The organism is Devosia beringensis (assembly GCF_014926585.1).
Classification (GTDB): domain Bacteria; phylum Pseudomonadota; class Alphaproteobacteria; order Rhizobiales; family Devosiaceae; genus Devosia; species Devosia beringensis.
The window spans coordinates 170166-195524 of record NZ_CP045422.1 but is presented as its reverse complement, the minus strand read 5'-3'; the positions used below and the strand labels follow the sequence as shown (position 1 = coordinate 195524).

The 25359-nt window shown below is 64.3% G+C and carries 21 protein-coding genes and 1 riboswitch; of the genes, 9 read left to right on the top strand and 12 right to left on the bottom strand.

The features are described from left to right. Positions 1 to 54: 54 nt before the first annotated feature. The 3 genes from GDR53_RS01040 to GDR53_RS01030 form a co-directional block, all read right to left on the bottom strand. Positions 55 to 1992, bottom strand: a complete 1938-nt coding sequence (locus GDR53_RS01040; protein WP_232846689.1) for a bifunctional 5-dehydro-2-deoxygluconokinase/5-dehydro-2-deoxyphosphogluconate aldolase — start codon at positions 1990 to 1992, stop codon at positions 55 to 57. Positions 1993 to 2158: 166 nt separating this feature from the next. Then, a complete protein-coding gene (locus GDR53_RS01035) occupies positions 2159 to 3001 on the bottom strand; it encodes a MurR/RpiR family transcriptional regulator (protein WP_193336281.1) in 843 nt (280 codons plus the stop codon). Between the two features lie 119 nt (positions 3002 to 3120). Then, positions 3121 to 4098, bottom strand: a complete 978-nt coding sequence (locus tag GDR53_RS01030; RefSeq protein WP_193336280.1) for a DMT family transporter — start codon at positions 4096 to 4098, stop codon at positions 3121 to 3123. Between the two features lie 102 nt (positions 4099 to 4200). Then, positions 4201 to 4344: riboswitch (FMN riboswitch) on the bottom strand. 163 nt (positions 4345 to 4507) lie between these two features. Here GDR53_RS01030 and GDR53_RS01025 point away from each other — a divergent pair. From GDR53_RS01025 to GDR53_RS01015, 3 genes are all read left to right on the top strand, one after another. Beyond that, complete coding sequence (locus tag GDR53_RS01025) at positions 4508 to 5014, top strand: class I SAM-dependent methyltransferase (protein ID WP_193336279.1); 507 nt, start codon at positions 4508 to 4510, stop codon at positions 5012 to 5014. 527 nt (positions 5015 to 5541) lie between these two features. Next, on the top strand, positions 5542 to 7125 hold the full coding sequence (locus tag GDR53_RS01020) for an FAD/NAD(P)-binding protein (RefSeq protein WP_193336278.1): 1584 nt from the start codon (positions 5542 to 5544) through the stop codon (positions 7123 to 7125). A gap of 37 nt (positions 7126 to 7162) precedes the next feature. Then, positions 7163 to 7942 (top strand): MOSC domain-containing protein, encoded by a 780-nt coding sequence (locus GDR53_RS01015; protein WP_193336277.1) that lies wholly within the window; start codon positions 7163 to 7165, stop codon positions 7940 to 7942. A gap of 60 nt (positions 7943 to 8002) precedes the next feature. On the opposite strand, the gene GDR53_RS01010 is transcribed toward GDR53_RS01015, so the two are convergent. The 5 genes from GDR53_RS01010 to GDR53_RS00990 all read right to left on the bottom strand — a co-directional run bounded on the left by GDR53_RS01010 (position 8003) and on the right by GDR53_RS00990 (position 14336). After that, positions 8003 to 10006 (bottom strand): aldo/keto reductase, encoded by a 2004-nt coding sequence (locus GDR53_RS01010; RefSeq protein ID WP_193336276.1) that lies wholly within the window; start codon positions 10004 to 10006, stop codon positions 8003 to 8005. Between the two features lie 73 nt (positions 10007 to 10079). Continuing rightward, a complete protein-coding gene (locus GDR53_RS01005; RefSeq protein WP_193336275.1) occupies positions 10080 to 11168 on the bottom strand; it encodes an ABC transporter ATP-binding protein in 1089 nt (362 codons plus the stop codon). Positions 11169 to 11179: 11 nt separating this feature from the next. Continuing rightward, positions 11180 to 11953: a carbohydrate ABC transporter permease gene (locus tag GDR53_RS01000; protein ID WP_408639793.1), complete on the bottom strand. Its 774-nt coding sequence runs from the start codon at positions 11951 to 11953 to the stop codon at positions 11180 to 11182. A gap of 104 nt (positions 11954 to 12057) precedes the next feature. Continuing rightward, positions 12058 to 12954, bottom strand: a complete 897-nt coding sequence (locus GDR53_RS00995; RefSeq protein WP_232846688.1) for a carbohydrate ABC transporter permease — start codon at positions 12952 to 12954, stop codon at positions 12058 to 12060. A 107-nt stretch (positions 12955 to 13061) separates the two neighbouring features. Continuing rightward, positions 13062 to 14336 (bottom strand): ABC transporter substrate-binding protein, encoded by a 1275-nt coding sequence (locus GDR53_RS00990; protein ID WP_193336274.1) that lies wholly within the window; start codon positions 14334 to 14336, stop codon positions 13062 to 13064. A 106-nt stretch (positions 14337 to 14442) separates the two neighbouring features. On the opposite strand from GDR53_RS00990, the gene GDR53_RS00985 reads away from it, so the two are divergent. Next, positions 14443 to 15360, top strand: a complete 918-nt coding sequence (locus tag GDR53_RS00985) for a helix-turn-helix domain-containing protein (protein WP_193336273.1) — start codon at positions 14443 to 14445, stop codon at positions 15358 to 15360. Between the two features lie 59 nt (positions 15361 to 15419). Here GDR53_RS00985 and GDR53_RS00980 read toward each other — a convergent pair whose 3' ends face one another. Next, positions 15420 to 16712: an NAD(P)/FAD-dependent oxidoreductase gene (locus GDR53_RS00980; RefSeq protein ID WP_193336272.1), complete on the bottom strand. Its 1293-nt coding sequence runs from the start codon at positions 16710 to 16712 to the stop codon at positions 15420 to 15422. A gap of 220 nt (positions 16713 to 16932) precedes the next feature. Between GDR53_RS00980 and GDR53_RS00975 the strand changes: the two genes are divergently transcribed. Further along, positions 16933 to 18486 carry a PAS domain S-box protein gene (locus GDR53_RS00975; protein WP_193336271.1) on the top strand — a complete coding sequence of 518 codons (1554 nt, stop codon included), beginning with the start codon at positions 16933 to 16935 and terminating at the stop codon, positions 18484 to 18486. A 3-nt stretch (positions 18487 to 18489) separates the two neighbouring features. Here the strand turns inward: GDR53_RS00975 and GDR53_RS00970 are convergent, their stop codons facing one another. Beyond that, positions 18490 to 19224, bottom strand: coding sequence for a response regulator (locus GDR53_RS00970; protein ID WP_193336270.1), 735 nt, complete (start codon positions 19222 to 19224; stop codon positions 18490 to 18492). A gap of 143 nt (positions 19225 to 19367) precedes the next feature. On the opposite strand from GDR53_RS00970, the gene GDR53_RS00965 reads away from it, so the two are divergent. Beyond that, positions 19368 to 20045 (top strand): helix-turn-helix domain-containing protein, encoded by a 678-nt coding sequence (locus GDR53_RS00965; protein WP_193336269.1) that lies wholly within the window; start codon positions 19368 to 19370, stop codon positions 20043 to 20045. 17 nt (positions 20046 to 20062) lie between these two features. Next, the gene (locus GDR53_RS00960; RefSeq protein WP_193336268.1) at positions 20063 to 20377 is read left to right on the top strand and encodes a hypothetical protein; all 315 of its coding nucleotides are present in this window, start codon (positions 20063 to 20065) and stop codon (positions 20375 to 20377) included. Between the two features lie 77 nt (positions 20378 to 20454). Here the strand turns inward: GDR53_RS00960 and GDR53_RS00955 are convergent, their stop codons facing one another. Together GDR53_RS00955 and GDR53_RS00950 are read right to left on the bottom strand one after the other, a co-directional pair. Next, positions 20455 to 21807 (bottom strand): sigma-54-dependent transcriptional regulator, encoded by a 1353-nt coding sequence (locus GDR53_RS00955; RefSeq protein WP_193336267.1) that lies wholly within the window; start codon positions 21805 to 21807, stop codon positions 20455 to 20457. Further along, on the bottom strand, positions 21804 to 23663 hold the full coding sequence (locus GDR53_RS00950; RefSeq protein WP_193336266.1) for an ATP-binding protein: 1860 nt from the start codon (positions 23661 to 23663) through the stop codon (positions 21804 to 21806). The genes GDR53_RS00955 and GDR53_RS00950 overlap by 4 nt, the downstream gene beginning before the upstream one ends. Before the next feature lie 186 nt (positions 23664 to 23849). Between GDR53_RS00950 and GDR53_RS00945 the strand changes: the two genes are divergently transcribed. Together GDR53_RS00945 and GDR53_RS00940 are read left to right on the top strand one after the other, a co-directional pair. Then, complete coding sequence (locus GDR53_RS00945; protein WP_193336265.1) at positions 23850 to 24830, top strand: tripartite tricarboxylate transporter substrate-binding protein; 981 nt, start codon at positions 23850 to 23852, stop codon at positions 24828 to 24830. Between the two features lie 62 nt (positions 24831 to 24892). Next, a complete protein-coding gene (locus GDR53_RS00940) occupies positions 24893 to 25354 on the top strand; it encodes a tripartite tricarboxylate transporter TctB family protein (RefSeq protein WP_193336264.1) in 462 nt (153 codons plus the stop codon). The last annotated feature ends 5 nt before the right edge of the window (positions 25355 to 25359 follow it).

Genomic DNA, 25359 nt, shown 5'->3' with positions numbered 1-25359 from the left:
GCGCCACGGGCGCCTGTATTCGTTTCATCACCGTGAACCGGCGCGGCCCGATCCTCAGGCCGCGTTGCCCGTACCCAGCTTTTCCCAGACCGCCACCAGCGCGCCAAAGCGACTTGCCATGTCCGCCACGGCATCCTCATCGCTGAGGCTGCCGGCCAGCCACGCCTTGGCGGCGGCGGCAAAGATGGTCCGTCCCACGGCGAAGCCTTTGACTTGCCGCGACTGCCGCGCCAGCGCAAAGCCGGCTTCCAGCGCCGCATGGCTGGCTTCCAGCCCCAGCAGCACAATGCCGCGGCAATGCGGGTCGCGGCTGTCGATCACGGCATCGATCGCCGCCCAGGCCGCTGCCGAGGCCTGCGGCTCGAGCTTCCACCAGTCGGGCAGGATACCCGCATAGTAGATCTCGCCCATGGCCCGGGCAATGGTGTCATCGCCCACCGCGCCGTGCTTGCTGGCAATGATTTCCACCAGCAGGTCGCGGCCGACCTTGCGGGCGGCGTCATAGGCGGTGCGGAGTTTTTCGACCTGCTGCTGCTTGAGCGCGGCCGCATCGTCGGGATGATAGAAGCACAGCACCTTGATGCAGTGGTCGACCGGCCAGTCCACCAGCCGCGAGCCGAGGTCCTGGCTGAACTCGAACTGCAGCGGCCGGCTGCCGGGCAGCTCGATCGGCCTGCCGATCCAGAAATCGGGCAGGGCGGACGTGGCGAAGAGCGCATCGCGCCCATATTTGTCATCAAGCAGCATGCCAAAGCCCGGCCGACCATTGGCGACCTGCACCGCGGCCTTGACCGCCAGCGCCTTGAAGGCGGGAATGCGCGCCAGTTTCTGCGCATCGCCCGCCGCCATGTCTTCGAGCTGGCTGCGATGGTCGATGGCCAGGGCCATCAGGCCGGGAATGGCACGCCGGCGATTGGTCGCCCAGTGCAGATGGTTGAGAACGGGGTCCTTGCGCAGGGCGCGTTCGGAGCTGCCCTTGGCCAGAAAATGGCTCAGCTCGGTCCAGCTCGGATATTCCGGCGAGCACATCAGCCGCGACACGGCAAAGGCGCCGCAGGCATTGGCCCAGGTGGCGCTGGTGGCATGGCTTTCGCCCGTCAGCCAGCCGCGCAGCCAGCCGCTCATGAAGGCGTCGCCCGCGCCCAGCACATTATAGACCTCGATGGGAAAACCCTTGCCGACGATGCCGGCTTCGAGATCGTCGGGAATGGCGCCGTCATAGACAATGCAGCCCATGGGCCCGCGCTTCAGGACGATCGTGCCGGAGGACAACGAGCGGATCGTCCTGAGCGCGGAGAGCAGGTCGGCCGCGCCGGAGGCGATAAGGATCTCCTCCTCGGTGCCGACGATCAGGTCGCAGTCGGGCAGCACCGACTGGTATTTCTGCGAGACCATGTCGGAGGCGACATAGCGTTCGAAGCCGGCATCATGGCCGGCCAGGCCCCAGAGATTGGGGCGATAGTCGATATCGAAGGCGACTCGGGCGCCATTGGCCTTGGCCAGGGCAATCGCCTTTTTCTGCGCCGCCTCACTATGCGGCCGCGAGAAATGCGTGCCGGTGACCACAATGGCGCGAGCCGAGGCGATCAGGTCCGGGTCGATATCGACTTCCGACAGCGCCATGTCGGCGCAGTCGGTGCGATAAAAGATCATCGGCGAGACGCCTTCGGCTTCCACCGACAGCAGCACCAGCGCCGTCAGCCGCTCCGGATCGGTGGCGATGCCGGCCGTCTCGACGCCTTCGCGCGCCAGCTGCTCGACGATGAAGCGGCCCATCTGCTCATGGCCGACCCGGGTGATCAGTGCCGATTTGAGCCCCAGCCGCGCCGTGCCGACGGCGATATTGGCCGGGCAACCGCCGACCGATTTGGCGAAGCTGCCAATGTCTTCCAGCCGCGTGCCGATCTGCTGGCCATAAAGGTCGACCGAGGCGCGGCCGATGGTGATGACGTCGAGGGTCTTTGCGCCGGTACCGGCTTGCGCAGTGCTCACTCTTGTCCTCCCATTCCATCCACGACCTGCCGGTTTGATCCGGAAGACTGTTACCTGCGATGAAACATAGGTTCCGGCTCTGCGTCAATATGGAATGCCCGTTCCATCAATGGAATTTGCTGCCGCCGCCAGTCATCATGCGTTCAGGCTCGTGACCAAATGGCGGCTAGCTGCGCCGTCTATGCTCGGCAATCGAGACGGTCAGCGCCATGGCAAAGGCCATGCTGGCCGACAGCGAGCGGAAGCCGGCATGGTCCGCCTCGACCACTTCGAACCACTCGCGCGAGCAGGCTGCCAGCGGCGAAAACGCCGAATCGGTGAGCGACACCACCGGAATGTCACGCAGGGCCAAAGCCCGGGCCTGGGCCGCGCTCTCGGAGGCATAGGGGGCAAAGCTGATGGCAAAGGCCGCGTCGCGCGGTGTGGCCATGGCGAGGATATCGTCATCGATGCCGGCCGAGGTGCCTACCAGGTGGCACTTCACCCGCAGCTTGCCAAAGGCATAGGCCATGTAGCTGGTGATGGGGTAGGAGCGGCGCTTGGCAATCAGGTAGATGGTATCGGCCTGGGCCAGCAGCGTCACCGCTCGTTCCAGGGCATCGGGATCGACCGCCGCCGCGAGGACATCGATGGACCGGTGCGCCGCGGCGACGAAGCCGTTGAAGAGCGTGGTGCTCTCGGCCAAAGCCGCGCCGTCCTGTTCCAGCGTCTTCAGCCGCTCCTCATAGGATGAGGTGCGGCCGCGCAGCCGGGCACGGAACAGCAATTGCAGTCCTGAAAAGCCGTCAAAGCCGAAATGCTGGGCAAAGCGCACCAGCGTCGAGGGCTGCACCTGCGCCGAGGTGGCAATGCTGGCCGCGGTGCCAAAGGCGATTTCGTCGGGATGGTCCAGCGCATAGGCGGCCACCTGGGTCAGTCGCTTGGGCAATTCGCCCCTGCGCTCGAGAATGACGGCGCGCAGCGTCTCGAAATCCTCGGGCGGAAGGTCTCTGGTGTCGGTCTGGGTCATGGCGGGCTCTCGTCTTGCGCCCAGCATAGTCCCCAAACCGCGGCCGGGATCAAGTTTTCTCGAACGCCCGTTCCACCAGCAGAACAATCGGGCCGCCGCGGACGGCGACCCGGGGTCGATCAGGCCAGACTGAGTTTCTGCCGATTCTGCGTTTCCGCCCACAGGATGAAGGTCGAGGCCGCCAGGATCAGCAGCGAGCCGGGCCAGAACCAGACCGAGGGCATCTGGCTCAGCACGATCCAGCCCAGCAAGCCGCTCAGCGGCACCTTGAGGTCGCCAAAGGGCTGCAGATAGGTGGCGTCGGCCACCTTGTAGGCATAGCTGAGCAGATACTGTGCGGCCGCGGTGAGAGCACCAAGCAGCAGCAGCAGCCACAACGCATTGCCCGAGGGCAGGGCGAATGGGAAGCCGGTGGCGAGGCCCGCCGGCACGGCACCGGGCGCCAGGAAGGCAAAGGCGTTGACGGCCAGCAGGATCAGCAGGTGATTGGGCGTTACCAGCACCAGCAGCGAGATAGTGAGGGTTTCCGGCGATTCCTCGCGGGCCAGATATTTGGTCAGCACGTCGGTCGTGGCCCACAGCGCTGCGGCGGCGACAGGAATCAGTGTGGTCAGGCTGAGGCCCTCGCTGCCGACGCCCGAAATGATGATGGCGCCGACAAAGCCGACAAGGCCCGCCAGGATCCGGGCCGTGGAGGCGCGCTCGCCCAGGAACAGCGTCGAGCCGAGGATGATGAAGAGCGGGCCGGTGGCCAGCAAAGTGACCATCTGCCAGATCGGCACGCCCGAGGCGAAGCCATAGACAAAGACATGCACGCCCAGCGCCGAGACGAAGGCGCGGATTTCATGCGCCAGCGGGCGTGTGGTGCGCAGCTTGTCGATGCCGATGCGCGCGATTAGCGGCAGCGCCAGCACCGAGGCGATGAGATATTGCCAGAAAGCCATGCCGGTCGAGCTCATGCCATAGCCGCCATATTCCACCGGGGTGGGCAGTGACGATTGCAGCAGGTTGGTGCCGGCGAAAGCGAGGCTTGCCACCACCATGAACAGGGCGCCTGTCGTGGCACCATTTTGGGGAGTCGAGGAAACGTGGTTCATAAAAAGTCCTTTCCGTAACCAGTTTCCTCAGGGTTACGGGAAGTCTCGCCGGTGCCTCGACCGGCCCAAAAAGGGTGCGGATGCGCGGCGTGCCAGCGTTGGTCCCGTTCTCTTTCATCCGGACTATACCGTCGGCTCCGGAGTCACACCGGATCTGCTGACCTCCGCCTTCGCGGAGCGCTCGCGGGCTTGAGCATTGCTGCCTTTACCGCCGGTGGGGAATCGCACCCCGCCCTGAGAACATTGCGGGGCTCTATCGTCCCGCGACGATGAACATAGGTCAGGGCGATACCGCCTGCAAGCAGCCACAAAAGCGTAACCGGGCTACCCGAAACGCAAAGGTCGCCGATTCAGCCGATCTTAACCACATTGGGGCCAACACTTGCCCAGGACCAAAGGGGAGACCGTGGTGCCCGCACTCAGTGACTACGCGCAGCGCCGCAAGATCGAGCATTTCTTGCTGCCCATTCCCAAGCATGCCCGGATCCTCGAAATCGGCTGCGGTTCGCGCTGGGTCGGCGACTATCTGCGCGCCAATGGCTGGCAGCACTATGTCGGGGCCGATCTGGTGGCGCCGGCCGATATTGTCGGCGACATCCGCGAGTGGCGTCAGCTGGGCCTGCAACCGGCTTCCTTTGACGTCGTCATCGCCTTTGAAGTGATTGAACATGTCGACCTGGTGCAGCAGGCCTATGACCTGCTCAAGCCGGGCGGGCAGCTGCTGCTGACCTCGCCGGTGCCGCACATGGACTGGGCGATGAAGCTGCTCGAGCGGCTCGGCCTCAATCAGCAACGCACCAGCCCGCATTCCAACCTCGTCTATTTCGACAAAATTCCGTTGTTCGAGCCGGTATCGCTGCTGCAAAAGGCCTTCCTGTCGCAATGGGGCGTGCTGCGCAAACCGGTCGCTGCCTGATCGTACCGGGCATCTGAGCGGGGTCGATGGGCGTAATAACCGGACGCGCCGAAACGCCGCCCGGCTTGCGCTTGCGGTGTCACGGGTAATGGGCGGCCTTTGACTCAATCCAGTTACTAACTCGGGGAGCCAAGGGCCGCCCATCACGGTATCGGCTTGCTTAGGGGGTCTGGTATCAGGCGGTACCAATATTGCAGGTCCGGCTGCCAACTTTCTGCCCACGCAGGAGAGCGCCCTCTCCATCCGATCCTCCCCGCCCGACCCTGCGTCGGGGCCGCGTGAATGGCGGGAATGGAGCAAGTATGCAGGAAGGTTTAGGGGGCGGGGATAAGTTTTTCCAATGCCTGGCAAAGAATGTCGATCGCGGGAAAGAGCCGACGGGACGGACAGAACCGACCCTGTGCCGCCCTTGATCAACGTCTGGGCGGCGGCGGCATGAACTTTTATCATCACAATGCGGTTCACCGACATCCCTTTGGGCGTGTCGCGCATTACCCCTTGCGTTGCAGTATTCTGGTACCGAGCACATGTCACAAATCAAGCGGATCGCCCTGGTCGGCGGCGGACCAACGGCCGTTTATACGCTCAAAAATCTCCTGCAAAAGTCAGACCGGCTGCACATAACGATTTTTGAAGCCGGACAGGTGGCCGGCTGCGGCATTCCCTATTCGGAGGAGCACAATACGGCGGACATGATGGCCAACATCACCTCCGTCGAGATTCCGCCGGTCCTGGTATCGCTGTCCGACTGGGTCCGCTCGGCGGACGGCCCTTTGCTGAAAAAGTTTGGTATCGACCGCGAGCAGGTCGTCGATCGCGACTTTTATCCGCGCGTGCTGATCGGCGCCTATTACACCGACCAGCTCACGCGCCTGGTGCAGGCCTGCGCCCCTTGGCAGACCGTCGTCATCGAGACCCAGACCCGCGTGCTGGACGTCAAGCCGGATGGCGCGGGGTTTACGCTCTTCATCGAGCGGCGCAGCGGCAGGGCCCGACGCCGCTTCGACGCCGTGGTCATGGCCACCGGTCATCTTACGGAGGTGGAAAAGCCCGCGCCATTGCCGGGGCTGTTCCGCTCCCCCTATCCCGTGCACGATCTCGCGCTGGGCAGCGATCGGGCGGCGCTGATATTGGGGTCTTCGCTCAGCGCGATCGACGCCGTTGTCGGCCTGGCGAGCCGTTATGGCAATTTCGTCGGCGACGAGAATGCCCTGTCGTTTAGGCCCCTCTCCAAGCAAAAGCTGCGTCTGGTCATGGCGTCGCGCAAGGGCACCGTCCCCGATGCCGACTTCTATTACCCGATCCCCGAAGAGCCGTTGATGATCTTTACGCCGGCGCGGCTCGACATGCTGCGCCACGAAGGCCAGAAGGGCCTGCTGGGCAGGGCCTGGAAGCTCTTCAAACAGCAGATGGTGTCCGCTGATCCCGCCTTCGTCGACAGTCTGGGCTTGGCGCGCTTCACGCCTGAAGGCTTTGCCAGGGCCTATTTCGCCCTGCGCAAGACGCGCCAGGGCTTTGATGCCGTGGCGGAAAACCTCGATGAATCGCGGCGCGACTATCGCGACCGCCGCGTGGTGATGTGGCGCTACACAATGATGCGCGCCCATGAGGTTTTCAGCGAGATCGTGCCTTTCCTTGATCGACGCGATCTCGCCCGGTTCAGAAGCCATGTCGCGCCGGTCTTTGCTGACGCCTATGGCTGCGTGCCGCACCTGTCCATCCTGCGCCTGCTCGCCCTCCATCGCGCCGGATGCCTCGACATCGTGGCGCTGGGCGACGGTGGCACGATCCGCTATGGCGCGGGGGAATTCACGCTGACGGCCAGCGGGCGGGAGGAGACCTTCGGCACGCTGATCGATGCCCGCGGGCAGAAAGCGGCGTCGATATCGGACCTGGGTTTCAACCAGCTCGACCAGGCGCTCGCCACCGCCGACCCGCTCAAGCGCAGCAATGGCCAGAGTGAAGACGATCAGTTTCGCCTGCGCCTGGATGGCCGATCGCAGGCCGACATATTCTGCCTGTCCATCCCGGTAATGATGGAGCGCTATCCTTTCGCGCAGGGCCTTGTTGCCTGCTCGGAAGCCGCCGAAGCGGTGGCGACGGCGATATGAGGTCGGCTATGGGGTCGTCGCGCCAGCAGGGATCGTCATGAGCACCTTTCGCATCGACCAGATTTCCATCTATCCCGTCAAATCGCTGGCCGGGATGGCGGTCCCCGAGGCCGAAATCACGCCAAGCGGGTCTTTGCGGGGCGACCGGGAATGGATCGTCACGCGACCGGACGGCAGCCTGCTCTGGCAGGGCGATATCCCGCGCATGGCCCTGCTGTCGGCCAGGCTCGACGGGGGCAGTCTCGTATTGCGGGATCACGACGGCGCGCTTGGGCCGCTGCCAGTGGATGCGTCGGACACGTCCGTCATGGTGGAACAGGAAGGCTATCGCCTTGCCGGGCGGGATCAGGGCGATGCCGTCGCCAACTGGCTCACCGAACGGCTGGGATCGCCCTGCCGCCTCGTCCGCGTCGGCGAGCAGGCGCACCTTTGGGCAGGCCTGAACCCCATTCACGCGGTGTCCACCGTCTCGCTGTCGGCGCTCAATGCCCGCCTGGCAGGGCGGGGCGAAGCGGCGATAGTGGTGGAGCGCTTCCGGCCCAATATCGTGCTGTCCGGTACCCACGCCGCCTTTGCCGAGGAAACGGCAACCGAACTGCGGTTCGACCAGACATCGCTTTGCCTGCGCGAGCCTTGCGTGCGTTGTGAACTGCCCAATATCAGCCTCGAGGACGCAAGCCGCGGCAAGCAGCCGCTCAAGCTGATTGGCGCCATGAGCCGCGAACGCCCGGCGGCGCGACCAGCGTCTTTTGGCACCTACTGCACAGCCCGCGGCACATCCCTCCGGGTGGGCATGTCCGCGCACCTGAACGACTAGGTCGTGCCGAGGAGACCAAACGACCAAAAGAAAGGGCCCCACGGGGCCCTTTCAACTTTCCTAGCCGTGGTCGAGCCAGGCGACCTGCTCTGGCGTCAGCTTGATCTCGAAGGCCTTGAGGCTGTCGTCCAACTCGCCCAGGGTCCGGGGCCCGATCAGCGGGATGGACGGGAAGGGCTGGGCCAGGACGAAAGCGAGAGCCACATGGATGGGATTATGGCCGATCTGTTTGGCCAGCTCGATGGCGCGGTCGCGGCGGGCAAAGTTCTTGTCATTGTACCAGCAGCGCACCAGTTCCTCATTGTCGGTCTTGTCGCGACCGGCGCGGTCGGTAAAGAAGCCGCGGCCCTGGCTGGACCAGGAGAAATTGGTGGTCTGGGTATCGGTCAGCCACTTCTTCCATTCGTCCGAAGCCGAGGTGACGCAGCCATCCCAGATCGGCACCAGCATTTCGCTGAGGGCGAAGTTGTTGGAAAGCGCCATCGGCTTGGCCTTACCGGTACGCTCGGCATATTCCACGGCGGCGTCGAAACGCTCCATGGTCCAGTTGGAGCCGCCAAAGGGACCACGAATGCGGCCAGCCTTGACCTCGGCATCCATGGCATCGACGAACTCGCCGACCGGCACCTCCGGATTGTCGCGGTGCATGAAGTAGACGTCGACATAGTCGGTCTGCAGCCGGTCAAGCGACTGGGTCAGCTGCTTGGCGATAACGTCTGGATAGACCAGGGGACTATGCGCGCCCTTGCCGATCAGGACGGCGCCCTCGCGGGTGCCGCGATTGGTGTGCCATTCGCCGAACAGCTTTTCGGTATAGCCATTGCCATAGACAAAGGCGGTGTCGAAGATATTGCCGCCCTTTTCCCAGAAGGCGTCGAGCAGGATGGCGCCCGAGGCAAAGCTGCGGAAATCCTCAAAACCCAAGGCCACGGCCGAAGCCTGCTTGCCAAGGCCCGGAATGGAGCGCTTGGGGATGACGCCGTTGTTGGCGCCGAGCGTGCGGTTGTCCAGGGTCGTGCGGCGGTTGGCCGGCTTTTCGACTGAGAATTCGATCCCGGCGTCGCGGCGCCATTGGTCGAGCACGCGGGCATTGCCCAGGCTGTCGTCCCAGCCCATGCCGGGCGCGGCCAGTTCCTGCCGCTTGGCCATGATCGCCTCGGCGGCGGCATCGGCCTCGAAGGAATAGACGTGGCGCTGTTCGCCGACGCTGATCGTCTCGGTCTTGCCCTGCTTGATGATATCGATCCGGCCTTCGCCCTTGGTGCGGTCGCCACCGGCAAACCAGAAATCGGGCACCTCGATGCGGCCATCGGCGCCGTGGATGCGCAGCACATTGTCGAGATTGGCCATGACGGCGCAGGAGACCTGGGCGACAATGCCGTTCTCGAAGGTCAGCACTGCCGCGGCCCAGTCATCGGTGCCTTCGGCATTGAGCTTGGCGGTGCCCGATACCTTGACCGGATCGGCAAAGGGCTTGCCCATGGCGGCGCCGGCGATGAGCCGGGCCATCGAGACGGGATAGCCGCCGACATCGAGAATGCCGCCGCCGGCCAGGGCGGAGGCGAACAGGCGATGCTCGGGCTGGAACTTGCCCATCGAGAAGCCAAAGCTCGACTGGATCATGCGGACCTCGCCGATCACGCCGGACTGGATCAGTTCGATCAGCTTGGCGGTCTGCGGATGCAGGCGATACATGAAGGCTTCGCCGGCAAAGGTGCCGGCCTTCTTGTGCGCATGCAGCACGGCGCTGATTTCAAACGAGGATAGCGCAAAGGGCTTTTCCACCAGCACATGCTTGCCGGCCTCGGCGGCCTTGATGGCCCATTCGGCATGGCCGGTATGGGGCACGGCGATATAGACGGCGTCGATCTCGGGATCGGCCAGCAGGGCCTCATAACCCTTGACGACGCGCACGCCGGGGAAGTCGGTGACCAGGTTCGGCTTGTCCGGATTGCGGGTGGCAATGGCCGCGATCACGCCATGCCTGGAATCGGCGACACCGCCAAAAAACGCCTTGGCGATGCTGCCGGGTCCGATAATGCCCCAGCGAATTTTCTCAGCCATGAAAATGGTCCTTTTCGTCAAAAATAGAGGTCCGGCCAACCGGCCGGTTGATGGAAGTGCTGGACGGCCAGCGCTACTGGATGCGCAGGCCCTGGGCGTCGAACAGATAGGCCCGGTCCGGATCGATCGAGACGGTGATGCTTTCGCGATCGAGCTCGTTGCGCGATTCCTCGCGTTCGATGATGATCTGCTCGCCGGTCTTGGTATTGGCGTAGATATAGCTGGTCGAGCCGAGATGCTCGGCCACATCGATATCGAGATGAATGTCGGCGCCACCGGCACCAGCAGCCCCGAAATGCTCTGCCCGCAGGCCAACCGTTACGGCGTCGCCGATAGCGGGGGCCGTGCCGGCAACGGGCAGGGTGACCTGAGCCTTGCCTTGATGGGTCAGCTCGACAGTGATCGAGCCTTGGCCTGAGGCGGTGACACGGCCGGCCATGAAGTTCATCCGCGGCGAGCCGATAAAGCCGGCAACGAAGAGATTGGCCGGGTTGTCATAGAGGTCGAGCGGCCGGCCCACCTGTTCGATGCGGCCGTCGCGCAGCACCACGATGGTGTCGGCCAGGGTCATGGCCTCAACCTGGTCATGCGTGACATAGACGATGGTGGTCTGCAGCTCCTTGTGCAGCCGGGCAATCTCGATGCGCATATGCACGCGCAGCTCGGCATCGAGGTTGCTCAGCGGCTCGTCGAACAGGAAGACCTGCGGATTGCGCACAATGGCCCGCCCGATGGCGACGCGCTGGCGCTGGCCGCCCGAGAGTTCCTTGGGCACGCGGTCGAGCAGCGGCTCGAGCGCCAGGATGCGCGCGGCTTCCTGCACCTGGATGGCGATCTGGTCCTTGGCCACGCCGGCAAAGCGCAGGGCAAAGCCCATATTCTCGCGCACCGTCATATGCGGATAGAGCGCATAGGACTGGAACACCATGGCAATGCCGCGCTTACTCGGATCAACCTCGTTGATGCGCTGGCCGCCGATTTCGAGATCGCCGGCACTGATATGTTCGAGGCCGGCGATCATGCGCAGCAGGGTGGACTTGCCGCAGCCCGAGGGGCCGACAAAGACGACGAATTCCTTGCTCTTGATTTCGAGGTCCACGCCCTTGATGACCTCAAGATTGCCGTAGGACTTGCGCACGCCCGTGAGTTTCAAGCTGCTCATGTTGATTGCACCTATTTGACCGCGCCCAGCATGCCTTCGACGAAGCGGCGCTGGAGCAGGAAGAAAATGACGAGGGTGGGCAGGGTGGCGAGCACTGTCCCGAACAGCAGCATACCGTAATCGGGGGTATAGGCCGAGGTGAGGGCGGAGAGGATCAGGGTGATGGTCTTGTTCTCGGCCGTCTGCAGCACGATCAGCGGCCAGAGATAGTTGTTCCAGTTGGTCATGAAGATGATGATGGTGGCCGCCGCATAGGTCGAGCGCATCACCGGCATGTAGACGAACAGGAAAATCTGCCATTCCTTGAGCCCGTCGATCTTGGCCGCGTCGCGCAATTCGCTCGGGAAGGCCTTGGTCGCCTGGCGGAAGTAGAAAATGATGAAGATCGAGGCCACCGTGGGCAGGATCACTGCCACATAGGTGTTGACCAGCTTGGCCTGGGCAAACATCACGAACAGCGGCACCATCATCGCCGCAAACGGGATCGACAGCAGCAGCAGCAAGAGGCTGAAGATGCGCTCGCGAATGCGCGACCGGAACATCTCGAAGCCGTAGCCGGCCAGCGAGGAGATCACCAGCGTCAGCGCGGTGGCGACCACCGCGATGAAGCCGGAATTCCAGAACACCCGCAGCGCATCGACCTGGGTGAAGAATGTGGCGGCATTGGTGAACAGGGCATCGCCGAAACTGGCCTTGCCCTTGATGATGTCGGCCGAGCTGTTGGTGGCGCCCACGATCATCCAGAAGAACGGGAAGACCGAGATGAAGGCGGCCACGCTGAGCATCAGATAGACGAGGCCACGGCGCACCAGGGCCCAGGCATTGCCCGGCATGAAGGAGCGCGTCGCCACGGCCCGGTCGGCAGCCATGTCGGTCGTCGGCGAAACGGTCATGGCTTGACCCTCCGGTCGCGGGCGACAAGGAACTGCAGGAAGCTCAGAATGGCGACCACGATGACGATGACCCAGGAGGCAGTGGCCGAATAGCCGAAGCTGGGCATGAACTTGAAGGTCAGGTTGTAGATGTAGAGCGACAGGGTCAGCGTCGAATCCGAGGGGCCGCCGGTGCCGGCGGTGAAGTTGTAGACCTCGTCGAACAGCTGCAGCGTGCCGATGGTGGAGATTACCGTGGTGAACAGGATCACCGGCTTGAGCATGGGAATGGTCAGGTAGCGGAAGCGCGCCCAGGCCGGCACGCCGTCAATGCGGGCGGCCTCGTAGATCGAGCGGTCGATATTCTGCAGCGCCGCCAGGTAGAAGATCATGTTGTAGCCGGTCCAGCGCCAGGTGATGGCGATGATGACCACGACCTTGGCCCAGAAGGGGTCGCCGAACCAGGAGATCGGCCCCGAAATGGCGTGGATGGCCATCAGCGCCTGGTTGACCACGCCGTCGGTGGCGAACATCGACTTGAACAGCGTCGAATAGGCGATTAGCGAGGTCACGCAGGGCAAAAAGATCGCCGTGCGGAACAGGCCGCGGAATTTCAGGGTCGCATCATTGAGCGCCACCGCGAACAGCAGCGCCAGGGTGATCATGATGGGCACCTGAATTATGAAGAAGGTGAAGGTATTGCCCAGCGCCCGCAGGAACACCGTATCCTTGGTCAGCCGCATGATATTGGTGAAGCCGCCAAAACTCAGATTCATCCCCTTGCCGACCTGGAAGCTCATCCAGAGCGACCAGACGATGGGATAGATCATGAACAGTCCGAGCAGCACGAGGGCAGGGGCGATGAATGCCCAGCCCGTGATCTGCTCGCGGCGATCCAGTCGCGCCTGTGCCAATTGTCAGCCTCCCTGATAGTGCAACGCCATACGGCCGATAGCGGCCGGGCACCGCAAGGCGGCACCCGACCCAATGGGGCGAGCCGAAGCCCGCCCCGTCAGTCAGCCTATTGCATCTGCTGGGTGGCCTGGTCGTTGATCGCCCGCAGCGCCGCGTCGATGTCGCCGCCCTCGATGATCGTGGGCAGCTGGGCCTGCACGGCCGCATCGACTTCGGCGGTGAAGGTGCCGTAGTCCACGCTCGGGATCTGGCCGAGCCAATCGGAGAAGTTCTGCCAGACGGGCGCGCCGCCGAAGAAGTCGTCGGAGGCCTTGAAGGCATCGCCTTCACGCGCAGCGAGCAGCGAGCCCACGGCGCCGCGCTTGATCAGGATGTCCTGGTAGAACTGGCTATTGCCGGCCCAGACGGTGTTGAGGAAGTCGATGGTCTCTTCCTTGTTGTCCGACGAGGACAGGACAAACCAGCTCGAACCGCCCTGGTTGGAGGCATTGACCGAGCCTTCGAGGTCCATGCGCGGCGTGGGGGCGACGCCCCACATGCCGGACTGATCGGCATTGGCCTTGATGGTGGCAGTGATCCAGACGCCGACCGGAACCATGGCGACTTCGCCCGAGGTGAAGGCGCCGGTATATTCGGCCCAGCCGGAGACCGGCTTGACCAGGTCGGCCTGGTAGAACTTGGCATAGGTCTCGAGCGCCTTCTTGAGCGCTGCATTGTCGACGATGTTCAGGCTGCCGTCCGCGTTGAAGTACCACTGGCCGGCCGACTGCATCATCATGCGGATCAGGCCGGTATCGTTGAGGTCGAGGTCGAGCAGCAGATGGCCGGTCTTGGCCTTGATCTCGGTGCCGATTTCGACCAGGCGATCCCAGGTGATATTGTCGAGGTCGGCCGCGGTGAAGCCGGCTTCCTCGAGATAGTCGGAGCGGTAGAACAGGCCCGTTACGCCCGAATCGAAGGGCACGGAATAGGATTTGCCGTCCAGCGTGGCGGCGGCGACCTTGTAGGGCGCAAACACCGACATATCGATCGAGTCCGACAGCGGCTCAAAGGCGCCCGGGAAGGACTGCAGGTATTTCTGGGCAATGTCGTCCTGGATCAGCACGATATCGGGCAGACCTTCGGTGCTGCCGGCCAGCAGCTGCGTCTGCAGCTTGGCGCGGATATCGTCCTGGCTTGCGGTGTCATCGACGTTGAAGGTGACGTCGGGATGTTCGGCTGTGTAGAGAGCGCCGGCCTCGCGCATGGTGTCGCCATTGAAGGCCTTGTCCCAGACCCAGACCGAGATTTCGCCGGCCGATGCGGCGGCGACGGTGAGCAGGCTGATGCCGGCGAGGGCGACGGCGAGCTTCTGGTGCCACCGTGATGCGATGCGGTTCATGAAAGATCCTCCCTTTTCATTTGCTCTTAGCGCGAGCCCTTCCTAAGCTATGCTTCTGGTGCAATACGTCTATGCCAAAAGGTATGTAGAGTTGGCGGAAAGTAAGATGGCGCCCCGAGCCTATTATGTGCCCGAGGCCAATGGCGTGGAGCGGCTGCCCACCGAGCTGCAGATGTTTCATGCATCGCCCCTGGTCATGCGCGCGGCCCACTGGCACGCCCAGGTCGAGGTGAATTTTATCGTTCGCGGCTGGGCGCATTACCGCATGAGCGGGCATGATGTGCGCTTCAATGCTGGGGATATGGCCCTGTTCTGGGGCGGTCTGCCGCACTGGCTCGACGATGCCTCCGACGACCTGATCTATGCCGGCGGGCACCTGCCGCTGGTGCATTTCTTTCGTCTGCGGCTGCCGCAGAACGTGCAGTCAAAGCTGATGCAGGGGGCCACCCTGGTGACCCGCGCCACCGACGCCTCAGACCCGGTCAATTTCGCGCGATGGAACGACTATGCGCGCTCCGGTGACCCGATGAAGGCCAGCATGGCCGTCGATGAGCTGCTGCTGCGCATCGAACGGGTGCGCTTCGACGCCTATGACCTGCTGCCGGGACCGGCCGATGTGGTCAGCGCGGTGGACGGACTCGATCACCACTCATCGCCGATCGTGGTGCGCATCTGCGATTTCATCGCCGACAATTTCCGTGAGGACATCGATTCCGCCGACATTGCCGCGGCCGCCGACATTCATCCCAAATACGCCATGACGGTCTTCAAGAAGTCCACCGGCATGACCCTCAACGACTATGTCAACCTGATGCGGCTCAGCTATGCCCAGGCCCTGCTGATGCAGGAAGAGGCCAATGTGCTGCAGGTGGCCATGGATAGCGGCTTTGGTTCACTCAGTGCCTTCAACAAGTCGTTCCGCAAGATCGCCGGCATGTCGCCCACCGACTTCCGCCGGGATGTGCGCTGCCGCCCCCCTGCGGCAACACCGCTGCGCGCCAATTCCCGCGGCGCCGTGAACTGATATCCGTCAACAATGGCGCCTTCAGGCGCCATTGCTCTGCGCGGGGTGTCTGCCGACCGCTATTCGGCCGGCTCGGTCTTGACCGCCTTGAGCTTGTCGATGCCCAGGACCTGCAGGGCAAGATGCTCGTAGAAGGGCTCTGACTTGCCCGAGCGGATCTTGCCCAGGAAATACTTTTCAAAGCCGATCTTGGCCAGGTGCACCCACTTGCCCTCGGCCGACCAGTTCACATTGCGCGGCGGCAATTGCGGCTGCGCCACGAAGGCAATGCCGGAATCGCCGAAGTCGGCGAGGCAGATGGCGTTCCAGGTGGGAATGGCATTGGGCTGCTCGCCCGCCACCAGCCGGGCGATGTTCTGCACCGTGGCGGTGACCATGGATTCGATCATGAAGCCGGTCTTGGGCACGCCCACGGGCACCGGCGTCTTGGCCAGGGGCGGGATCGCCACGCAGACACCCACCGAGAAGATTTCCGGGAAGGCGGGGTTACGCTGATACTTGTCGGCCAGGATGAAGCCGCGCGGATTGGTCAGCCCCTCGATATCGCGTACGGCAGCCACCCCGCGGAAGGCGGGCAGCATCATCGAATAGGCAAAGGGCAGCTCATGCGCCTGCTTGACCGAACCATCCTCGGCGATTTCCGATACGCTGAGCTTGCCGGCCTCGACCTTGTCGACCTTGGCATTGCAGATCCACTTGATGTGCCGGTTGCGCATGGCGCTTTCGAGCATGCCCTTGGTATCGCCCACGCCATCGAGACCGAGATGGCCGATATAGGGTTCGGCGGTGACAAAGGTCATCGGCACGCGGTCGCGCACCTTGGCATCGCGCAGGGCTTTTTCGAGAATGAAGGCGAACTCGTAGGCCGGCCCGAAGCAGGACGCGCCTTGCACCGCGCCGATGATCACCGGCCCCGGATTGGCCACCAGCGCATCAAAGGCCGGCTTGGCCGCCAGGGCGTGATCGATCTGGCAGACCGACTGGGTAAAGTGCTCCGGCCCGAAGCCCGGGATTTCGTCAAAGGCCAGTTCCGGCCCCGTCGAGATGGCAAGATAGTCATAGCTGACGCTCCGGCCGTCGGTCAGTTCGACGCGCTTCTCGGCTGGATGCAGTCGCTTGGCGCCCTCGGGGTGAAAGCCGATTTTGCGCTTGGCAAAGACCGGCCCCAGATCAACCGTTACGGCCTCGCGATCACGCCAGCCCACGGCCACCCACGGATTGGAGGGCACGAACGAATATTCCGGGCCCTTGTTGATCACGCTGACCTGGTGCTCCGCCCCCAGGGCATCACGCAGTTCATAGGCCATGATGGTGCCACCAAGTCCGGCGCCGAGTACGACGATATGTGCCATTGGTTTCCTCCCTGGCGAGCAACAGACGCATCTGGAGGTGTGGATCACGCTGCCAGACTCAGCCCGCCGATACCGCAGGCTACCAAGGCGCTGGCTGCCGTGATTTGACCTGCATCAAGATCAGAAGCGATTGGGGAGGCCTGTATCGGGGACCTTTTCGTTTGTGCGGGGGAGGTGGGCCGGTTAGGACTCAGCGGGTCAAAACCAGGATGTGCCAGCAGTGTCCGATGATAAAGAACTGAATGCCTCCCTGCTCGGCCAGGCGCGCAAGCTTCAGTCGATCCTGGAATCGGCGGTGGACGGCATCATCACCATTGATGATCACGGCGCCATTACTACGGTCAATCCGGCAGCAGCGCGCCTGTTCGGCTATGATCAGGAAGAGTTTCTGGGCCGCAACGTGCATTTCCTGATGCCCGCGCCCTACCATGCCGAGCACGACGGCTACCTGCACAATTACCGCTCCAGCGGCCGCCGGCGGATCATCGGCATCGGCCGGGAAGTCAGCGGCAGGCGCCGCGATGGCACGGTCTTTCCCATGCACCTGGCCGTCAGCGAATTTGAAATGGACGGCCGCACCTTCTTTACCGGAATCATTCACGATCTGTCGGCCCACAAGGCCACCGAGATCGCGCTGCGGCAGGCCCAGAAGATGGAGGCCATGGGGCAGCTGACCGGCGGCATTGCGCACGATTTCAACAATCTGCTGACCGTCATCATCGGCAATCTGGAAATGCTTGAAGGCAAGCTCACCACGCCGCTGCAGCGCGAGCTGACCACCGAGGCGCTCGACGCCGCCGATCTCGGCGCCCGCCTCACCGCCCGCCTGCTGGCCTTTGCCCGCCGCTCCCATCTCGAGCCCGAGAGCATCAACCTCAACAGTTTCGTGCTCGGTCTCACCGACATGCTGCACCGCACCCTGGGGGAAACCGTCTATCTCTCTAGTGCCCTCACGCCCAGCCTGTGGCCGGTGCGCGTCGACCCGTCCCAGGTCGAGAGCGCCATCGTCAACCTTGCCGTCAACGCCCGCGATGCCATGCCCAATGGTGGACGGCTGGTGATCGAGACGTCCAATGTGGCCGTCAGCGACGATATGGCCAGCCGGCTCGATACGCTGCATGCGGGCGACTATGTCAAATTGACCGTTTCCGATACCGGCGAAGGCATGAGCAGCGCCGTGCGCGAGCGCGCCTTCGAGCCGTTTTTCACCACCAAGGAGATGGGACGCGGGACCGGCCTGGGCCTGTCGATGATCTATGGCTTTGCCAAGCAGTCGGGCGGCCTGGCCACCATTGACAGCGCCCCCGGCAAGGGCACCATCGTCGCGATCTATCTGCCGCGCCACCGGGTCGAACCCACGCTCGTCGTCGACGCCGACCTTGGCGGCTCGACGCTGGTCGGGGCAGGGCAGACCATCCTGGCCGTCGAGGATGACGAACGGGTCCGCAAGCTGACCGTGACCCGTTTGACGCAGCTCGGTTACACCGTCCTGGCGGCGGGCAGCGGCGCCGAGGCCATCGACATTCTGGCGGGCGGCAGGCCGGTGGACCTGCTGTTCTCCGATGTGGTCATGCCCGGCGGGATGAGCGGCTTCGAGCTGCGCGCCAAGGTGCAGGCGCTCTATCCCAACATGCCGGTACTGCTGACCTCGGGCTATGCCGAGGAACTGTCGCGCGAGGGCGGCGCGGTCGGGGATGGCCCCCTCAAGATCCTCAACAAGCCCTATCGCCTGGCCGAGCTCGCCGCCGCCATCGACGACGCGCTCAAGTCCTGACCTTCAGGACTGCAGCGACTGCGGGGTAAAGCTGTAGCCGGCGCCACGCACAGTCTTGAGGAGCCGGGGCGCGCGGGCGTCCGGCTCGATCAGCTTGCGCAACCGGGCCACCTGATTGTCGATGCTGCGGTCATTGGGGCTCCAGTCATGCCCCTTGAGCAGATCCATGATCTGATCGCGGCTGAGCACACGGTGCGGGTGCCGGGCGAACAGCGCCAGCAGGTCGAACTCGCCGCTGGTCAGGCGGATCTCCCCGTCCGGTCCGCGCAGATCGCGGCGATCCAGATCGAGCACAAAGCCATCGAAACTCACCCGGGCCGCCTTGGCCGGCGCGGACGCTGAGGCCGTGGCGAGCGGGGCCGGACGCGGCTGCGTGCGGCGCAGCACCGAGCGCACGCGGGCCAGCACTTCGCGCAAATGGAAGGGCTTGGCGATATAGTCGTCGGCGCCGATCTCCAGCCCCACGATACGGTCGATCATGTCGCCCTTGCCGGTGATCATGATGATCGGCAGGTCCCAGTTCTGCCTGATGGCGCGGGCGATCGAGAGTCCATCGGTCCCGTCCAGGTTGAGATCGAGGGTGATCAGGTCCACCCCGGTCGCCAGTGCCGCATCGACGCCGGCCTGCCCCATGGCTTCGCTGACGCGATAGCCCTCATCCTCGAAGCAGCGCCGCAGCATGCGGCGAATCTGGGCGTCGTCATCGACGATCAGAATGTGATGCTGGCGATCGCTCATGGGTCTGGCTCGGCATCTCGCATGCAAGGGCAGGGCGCCCGTTACATTGGGTTACAAATCACGACAAAGGCACCGCACGGCGCTTACACGGCCAGGCGCATATAGATCACATCCACGATGATTTGCGGTTTGGAAGATTCATCATGCAGCTCTCTGATAATGTATCCCCATTGCAGACTCAAACGCTCTGGCCAAGCGAGGGCACCGGTACCGGCGCCGTACGCCTGCTGGCCCCCTATGACGCCCTGTTTCGCGAAGGCGATGACACCGTCGCCTTCTATGAAATCCTCAGCGGCGCCGTGCGCGCCTACAAGATCTTTCCCGACGGCCGCCGCCAGATCGTCGCCTTTGCCTTTCCCGGCGACATTGTCGGCTTCGGCCACGGCGATACCTACCGCTTTGACTGCGACTCCCTGACCACCACACGGGTGCGCGTCATCCACAAGCTGTCGCTGCTGCGCGCCATGCGCGATCGCCCCGAACTGGCCGAAAAGCTGCTCGAAGTGGCGCGCGGCGAAGTCGAGACGCTGCAGGACCTGTCGCTGCTGCTATGCCGCAAGACGGCCATCGAGCGCATTGCCAGCTTCCTGTTGACCATGGCGCGCAAATCGGCCGATCCCGCCTCGGGCGAGCGCCTGCCGCTGCCCATGTGCCGGGCCGACATTGCCGACTATCTCGGCCTGACCATTGAAACCGTCAGCCGCAACATGACCCGGCTGCGCTCCTTGCGCATCATTGATCTTCCCGACCGCGGCAGCTTCCAGGTGCGCAGCCTTGAGCGTCTCCGCCAACTTGCCGAATGTGACGGCAACAGCCACTGATCGCGCAGAGAGCTCCCATGCCTGAGGTACGTCGCCGCGCCGCGATCGGCATCTTTAACACCGCCGCTGATCTGGACGCCGTTACCTCCAAACTGCGCAGCCAGGGCGTCGACCGCTGCGTGGCATTGGACGTCGGCTCGGCTGCGGCCGGCATCCAGCAGGTCGGCCCGTTCCCGCTGCTCAATTCATCCCTGCTGGGGGACCTGCAGGCCCGCTACCCCGACGCCTTCATGCTGCAAGTGGATCTGACCGGCGGCGCCAAGGAAGAAGCCCTGGTCGCCCGCACCCTGCTGGCCAGCGCCGCGCAAAGCGTTCAGCTGCACGATCTCTGAGCGCCATCGGCCTCGACGGTCGCACCAGCATTTCGTATGCGCCGCATCCGCAGACGATTTCACCTGGCCCCGTCGCGTCAGCCCGATCCGCTCCTGGTGACGCCGAGCCGGGTCATCTTTTCCGTCAGGGTGCGGCGCGGCACGCCAAGGGCGAGACAGACCGCGGCAATCGAATTGTTCTGGCGCCGCAGCTCTTCCTCGATGATGCCCCGCTCATAGCTGGCGACGCGTTCGGCCAGGCCCGGCTCGATGGGGTCATTGGCTCCCAGCAGTGCGCTCATCGACTGCTCGCGCCGCGACAGACCCATGGCAAAGCGGTCCGCCGCCGCCTTCAGTTCGCGGACATTGCCCGGCCACTCATGGGCGAGGATTGAACCGATATCGGCCGGATGGAGGGGCAGTTCAGGCTTGTTGAAGCGCCGCTGTGCCAGCGCGAGGAAGTGCTGGAACAGGAAGAGGGCATCGTCGCCCCGCTCGCGCAGGGGCGGCAGGTCCACGGTGGCGGTATTGAGCCGGAAATAGAGATCGGCGCGAAAACGCCCGGCATTGGCCTCGCGCTCCAGATTGACCTTGGTGGCGGCGATGATCCGCAGGTCGAGCGGAATCTGCCGGTTGGAGCCGACCCTTTCCACCATCCGCTCCTGGATCACCCGCAGCACCTTGGCCTGGGCCAGCAGCGGCATGCCCTCGATCTCGTCGAGCAGCAGGGTGCCGTGATTGGCGAATTCGAACTTGCCGATCCGCACACCCGCGCTGCCGGTGAACGCGCCCGATTCATGGCCAAACAGCTCGGATTCGATCAGTTCGGCGGGAATGGCGGCGCAGTTGACGGCCACGAAGGGGCCCTGGGCCCGGCTGGAAAAGTCGTGCAGGCAGCGTGCCACCACCTCCTTGCCGGTGCCGGTCTCGCCCTGGATGATGACATCGGTGTCGATGGCGGCGATGTCGAGCAGCAGATTGCGCACCTCCTCCATCGCCCGCGACGGGCCGATCAGCCGGCCGGCCAGCTGTTCGCTGCCGCCGTCGAGGCGCCGGCGCAGGTCTAGCAGTTCGCGCTGCAGCCGGGCCTGGTTGGCGGCGCGCTCGATGACGCTGACCAGTTGCTCGGGCTCATAGGGCTTTTGCAGGAAGTCGAAGGCGCCGTCCCGCATGGCCTTGACCGCCATGGGCACATCGCCATGCCCGGTGATCAGGATGACGGCGATGGTGGGATCCTGCTCCTTGATCGCGGTAAGCAGCTCGAGGCCGCTCTGGAACGGCATGCGCACATCCGAGATCACCACCAGCGGGCGGGTTTCCACGACCTTGGCCATGGCCTCGCGCGCATTGGCCGCGGCGCTCACGGCAAAGCCGGAGAGGCTGAGCCACTGGTTGAGGGCATTGCGGACAATGCCCTCGTCATCGACGATCAGTACGGCCGTTGGCGTCATGCGGGTTCGAACTCCAGACGTGTTTCGCTCGGCGCCAGCGGCAGCACCACGGTGAAGGTGGTGCCGGCGCCGGGTGTGCTCTCGACAAGGATGCGGCCACCCATGTCCCGGATCAGGCCCCAGGAAATCGACAGGCCCAGGCCCAGGCCCTTGCCCGGCTGCTTGGTGGTGACGAAGGGGTCGAACAGCGTCTCGACGACGGCCGGATCGATGCCTGTGCCGACATCGCTGAGGCTGAGCACCACGCTCTGCTCGCGCTGCGCGACGGCAATGGTGAGGAGCGGATGATCGACCCCCTCCATGGCATCGGCCGCATTGCTGATGAGATTGATCAGCACCTGCTCGATATGCACCGGATTGCCGATGACCAGCAGCGGGGCGTCCGGCGCGTCCAGCGCGATGACGATCTGCCCCGCCTCGGTCAGATGGCCTGCCAGTTCCACGGCATTGTGCACGATATGAACGACATCGCTGCGGATCGATATCTCGGTTTCCCGCCGGGCAAAGGTTTTCAGATGCCCCGTCAGCGCGGTCAGCCGACCGAGCACGCCTTCCATGGCGCCCAGCAAGTCCAGCAGCTCGGGCCCCTTGCCGCGGGCCAGCAGCTTGGCGCTGGCGGTCTGCATGCGCAGGGCGGCGATCGGCTGGCTGACCTCGTGCGCCACCCCAGCCAGGGCCTGGCCCAGGCTGGCCAGCTTGGCCGCCTGCACCAGGCCATGCTGGGCCGCCCGCTCGGCCTTTTCGGCGCGGATGCGGTCGGCGATTTCCTCGCGCAGTGCCTCATTGGCAATGTGCAGGTCTTCGGTGCGCTCGGCCACCCGCAGCTCCAGCCGGTCATGCTCGGCCAGGCGCTGGGCGACGATGCGCCGCCGCTGCACCAGCAGCAGCACGATGAGCAGGCTGGCCGCCGCGGCAAGCGCCGCCGCTGCCGCGGCCGTCCAGGCGGCGCGGAACAGCGGTCCGGTCGGCGTGAAGGCGACGATGCGCCATTGATGGGTGGGCAGGCGCAGTTCGTCGAGGATGAAATAGCCCGAGGTCTCGCTGTCCTCGCCGGTGAGCAGGGCGAACTGGGTGCCGCGCGACGGCCAGACAGCGGTGGCCACGGGGGCGGCGATCATGCCGGCTTGGCCATAGCGCCGCTGGTCGGCAATGCGGCTGGCCGCCCCCGGATCGAGCGTGGCGAGCGGACGATAGCGCCAGTCCGGCCGGGTCGACAGGATGGTGACATTGTTGACGTCGACGATGACAATCAGCTCGCCCGAGCGCCACCAATTGGCTTCGATCTCGCCGAGATTGATCTTTGTCACCGCGACACCAAGCGGACCATCGGGCCCGTCGATGCGGCGGGCGAGGAAATAGCCGGCGACCCCGGTCACCGAGCCCACGGCATAGAATTTGGCGTCACCATCGACGATCGCCTCCTCGAAATAGGGGCGATAGCTCAGGTTCTCTCCGACAAAGCTGTCATAGGCCCACCAGTTGGAGGCAGCCACCACGGCGCCGTCGGGGTCCATGATGAAGAGCTCGCCAGCGCCCGCCGTTTCGTTGAGCTTGGACAGAAAGCCATTGGCGGCCTCGCGCCGGTCCGGGTCCGCCGGGTCTTCGAGGACGGAGCGCGCCTCTTCGGCCAGCGCGATGCTTGAGGGCAGGTAGTGAAAGCGCTCGATGATGGCCTCGAGCGTGCGGTCGAACAGGGCCAGCCGCCGGTCCGATTGCTGGCCCGCATTGGCAATGGCGCCGGCCAGGGCGATTTCGAAGGCGGCCCAGCCGGTCAGCATAATGGCAGCCAGCGCCACGAAGGCCAGGATCAGCTGGCGGCGATTGAGCAGGTCACGAAAGCCGAAGCGACTGGCCAAGCATGCTCCTTGGGCAAGAAATTGCCGAAACCTCGCCCGTCGTTAGGCAAGTTCTTGCTCATGCTGCTAGCACGAGACAGGGGAATTGCATACCTGCCTTGCATTTTCGCCGTGGCACGCGTCTTGCTAGGGAGAGGGCAGAGGTGCGGCGGGGAGCCCGCACCCTGCAATTTGGGAGGACCAATAATGAAAAAGACCCTACTCACCCTGGCCACGGGCGTCGCGCTTGCGGGCATGACCTTTGCCGGCACGGCCATAGCGCAGGATTACCCCAGCAAACCCATCACCGTGGTGGTCCCCTTCGCCGCCGGCGGTCCCACCGATACAGTGGCCCGCCTCGTCGCCGAAGTGATGAGCCAGGACCTCGGCCAGCAGGTGGTGATCCAGAATGTCGGCGGCGCCGGCGGCACGCTGGGTGCCGGCCAGGTCGCGACGGCCAGCAATGACGGCTATACGCTGCTGCTGCACCATATCGGTATGTCCACGGCGCCGACGCTCTATCGCAGCCTGCCTTACGATCCGACCGTGGATTTTGCCACTATCGGTCTCGTCACCTCGGTGCCGATGACGCTGGTTGCCCGCAAGGATTTCGAGCCGTCGACGATGGCCGAGCTGATCGCCTATGTGCAGGCGGAAGGCGAGAACATCACCTATGCCCATGCCGGCATCGGTTCGGCCAGCCAGCTCTGCGGCATGCTGTTCATGGATGCGGTGGATGCGCAGATGACCACGGTGCCCTATCAGGGCTCGGGCCCAGCCATGACCGACATCATCGGCGGCCAGGTGGACCTGATCTGCGACCAGACCACCAATACCACCAGCCAGATCCAGGCCGGCGAAGTCAAAGCCTATGGCGTGACCTCGGCCGAGCGCCTGGGCAATCTGCCCGACCTGGCCACCACGGCCGAAGGCGGCCTTGAGCTCGAGATCGGCGTCTGGCACGGACTCTATGCGCCGGCCGGCACCGATGCCGCGATCATTGCCCGGCTTGAGACCGCCCTGCAGGCGGCCCTGGCCAATGAGACGGTGATCAGCCGCTTTGCCGAACTCGGCACCGTTCCGGTCGCCGCGGCAGAAGCGACCCCGGCCGCCCTGACCGAAACGCTCACCAGCCAGATTGCGCTCTGGAAGGGCGTCATAGAGGCCGCCGGCGTTTACGCGGACTGATCGGCAAACCTGCTCCGCGGCCTGGCCGCGGAGCACCAAGCAAGAAACTTGTGGGGGGCCCGATGGCCATCAATGCTTCGACCAAGGAGCTCGTGTCGGGTGGGCTGTTTGCCGCCTTCGGCGCCTACTTCGTCGCTGAATCGCTCAACTATGAGGTCGGCACCGCCTTCCGCATGGGGCCTGGCTTCATGCCCTTGCTGCTCGGAGGCGTGCTGGTGCTGCTGGGCCTCGGCGTGGCGGCCAGCGGGCTGAAGAAGCCCGATATCGAGCTGCGCGACCCGGTGGCCTGGCGCGGCATCATCCTGATCTCGGGGGTCATCGTCTTCTTCGCCGTCGCCATTCGCGGCCTGGGTTTCGTGCCGGTGGTGGTGATTTCCGCCTTCACCACGGCCATGGCCAGCCGGATGAATTCGCCCCTGTTCGCCGCCTTGCTGGCGACCGGGCTCACCGTCATGTGCGGGCTGATCTTCAAGATCGGGCTCGGCTTCCAGGTGCCCTGGTTCGGCCCCTGGCTCGGCCTGTAGGAGAA

Bases quoted from the DNA above. Each gene is read 5' to 3' on its own strand.
- GDR53_RS01035 (WP_193336281.1), bottom strand. From the start codon at position 3,001: ATGACCCAGACCGACACCAGAGACCTTCCGCCCGAGGATTTCGAGACG.
- GDR53_RS01030 (WP_193336280.1), bottom strand. From the start codon at position 4,098: ATGAACCACGTTTCCTCGACTCCCCAAAATGGTGCCACGACAGGCGCC.
- GDR53_RS01020 (WP_193336278.1), top strand. From the start codon at position 5,542: ATGTCACAAATCAAGCGGATCGCCCTGGTCGGCGGCGGACCAACGGCC.
- GDR53_RS01015 (WP_193336277.1), top strand. From the start codon at position 7,163: ATGAGCACCTTTCGCATCGACCAGATTTCCATCTATCCCGTCAAATCG.
- GDR53_RS01010 (WP_193336276.1), bottom strand. From the start codon at position 10,006: ATGGCTGAGAAAATTCGCTGGGGCATTATCGGACCCGGCAGCATCGCC.
- GDR53_RS01005 (WP_193336275.1), bottom strand. From the start codon at position 11,168: ATGAGCAGCTTGAAACTCACGGGCGTGCGCAAGTCCTACGGCAATCTT.
- GDR53_RS01000 (WP_408639793.1), bottom strand. From the start codon at position 11,953: ATGCTCAGCGTGGCCGCCTTCATCTCGGTCTTCCCGTTCTTCTGGATG.
- GDR53_RS00990 (WP_193336274.1), bottom strand. From the start codon at position 14,336: ATGAACCGCATCGCATCACGGTGGCACCAGAAGCTCGCCGTCGCCCTC.
- GDR53_RS00985 (WP_193336273.1), top strand. From the start codon at position 14,443: ATGGCGCCCCGAGCCTATTATGTGCCCGAGGCCAATGGCGTGGAGCGG.
- GDR53_RS00980 (WP_193336272.1), bottom strand. From the start codon at position 16,712: ATGGCACATATCGTCGTACTCGGCGCCGGACTTGGTGGCACCATCATG.
- GDR53_RS00970 (WP_193336270.1), bottom strand. From the start codon at position 19,224: ATGAGCGATCGCCAGCATCACATTCTGATCGTCGATGACGACGCCCAG.
- GDR53_RS00965 (WP_193336269.1), top strand. From the start codon at position 19,368: ATGCAGCTCTCTGATAATGTATCCCCATTGCAGACTCAAACGCTCTGG.
- GDR53_RS00960 (WP_193336268.1), top strand. From the start codon at position 20,063: ATGCCTGAGGTACGTCGCCGCGCCGCGATCGGCATCTTTAACACCGCC.
- GDR53_RS00955 (WP_193336267.1), bottom strand. From the start codon at position 21,807: ATGACGCCAACGGCCGTACTGATCGTCGATGACGAGGGCATTGTCCGC.
- GDR53_RS00945 (WP_193336265.1), top strand. From the start codon at position 23,850: ATGAAAAAGACCCTACTCACCCTGGCCACGGGCGTCGCGCTTGCGGGC.
- GDR53_RS00940 (WP_193336264.1), top strand. From the start codon at position 24,893: ATGGCCATCAATGCTTCGACCAAGGAGCTCGTGTCGGGTGGGCTGTTT.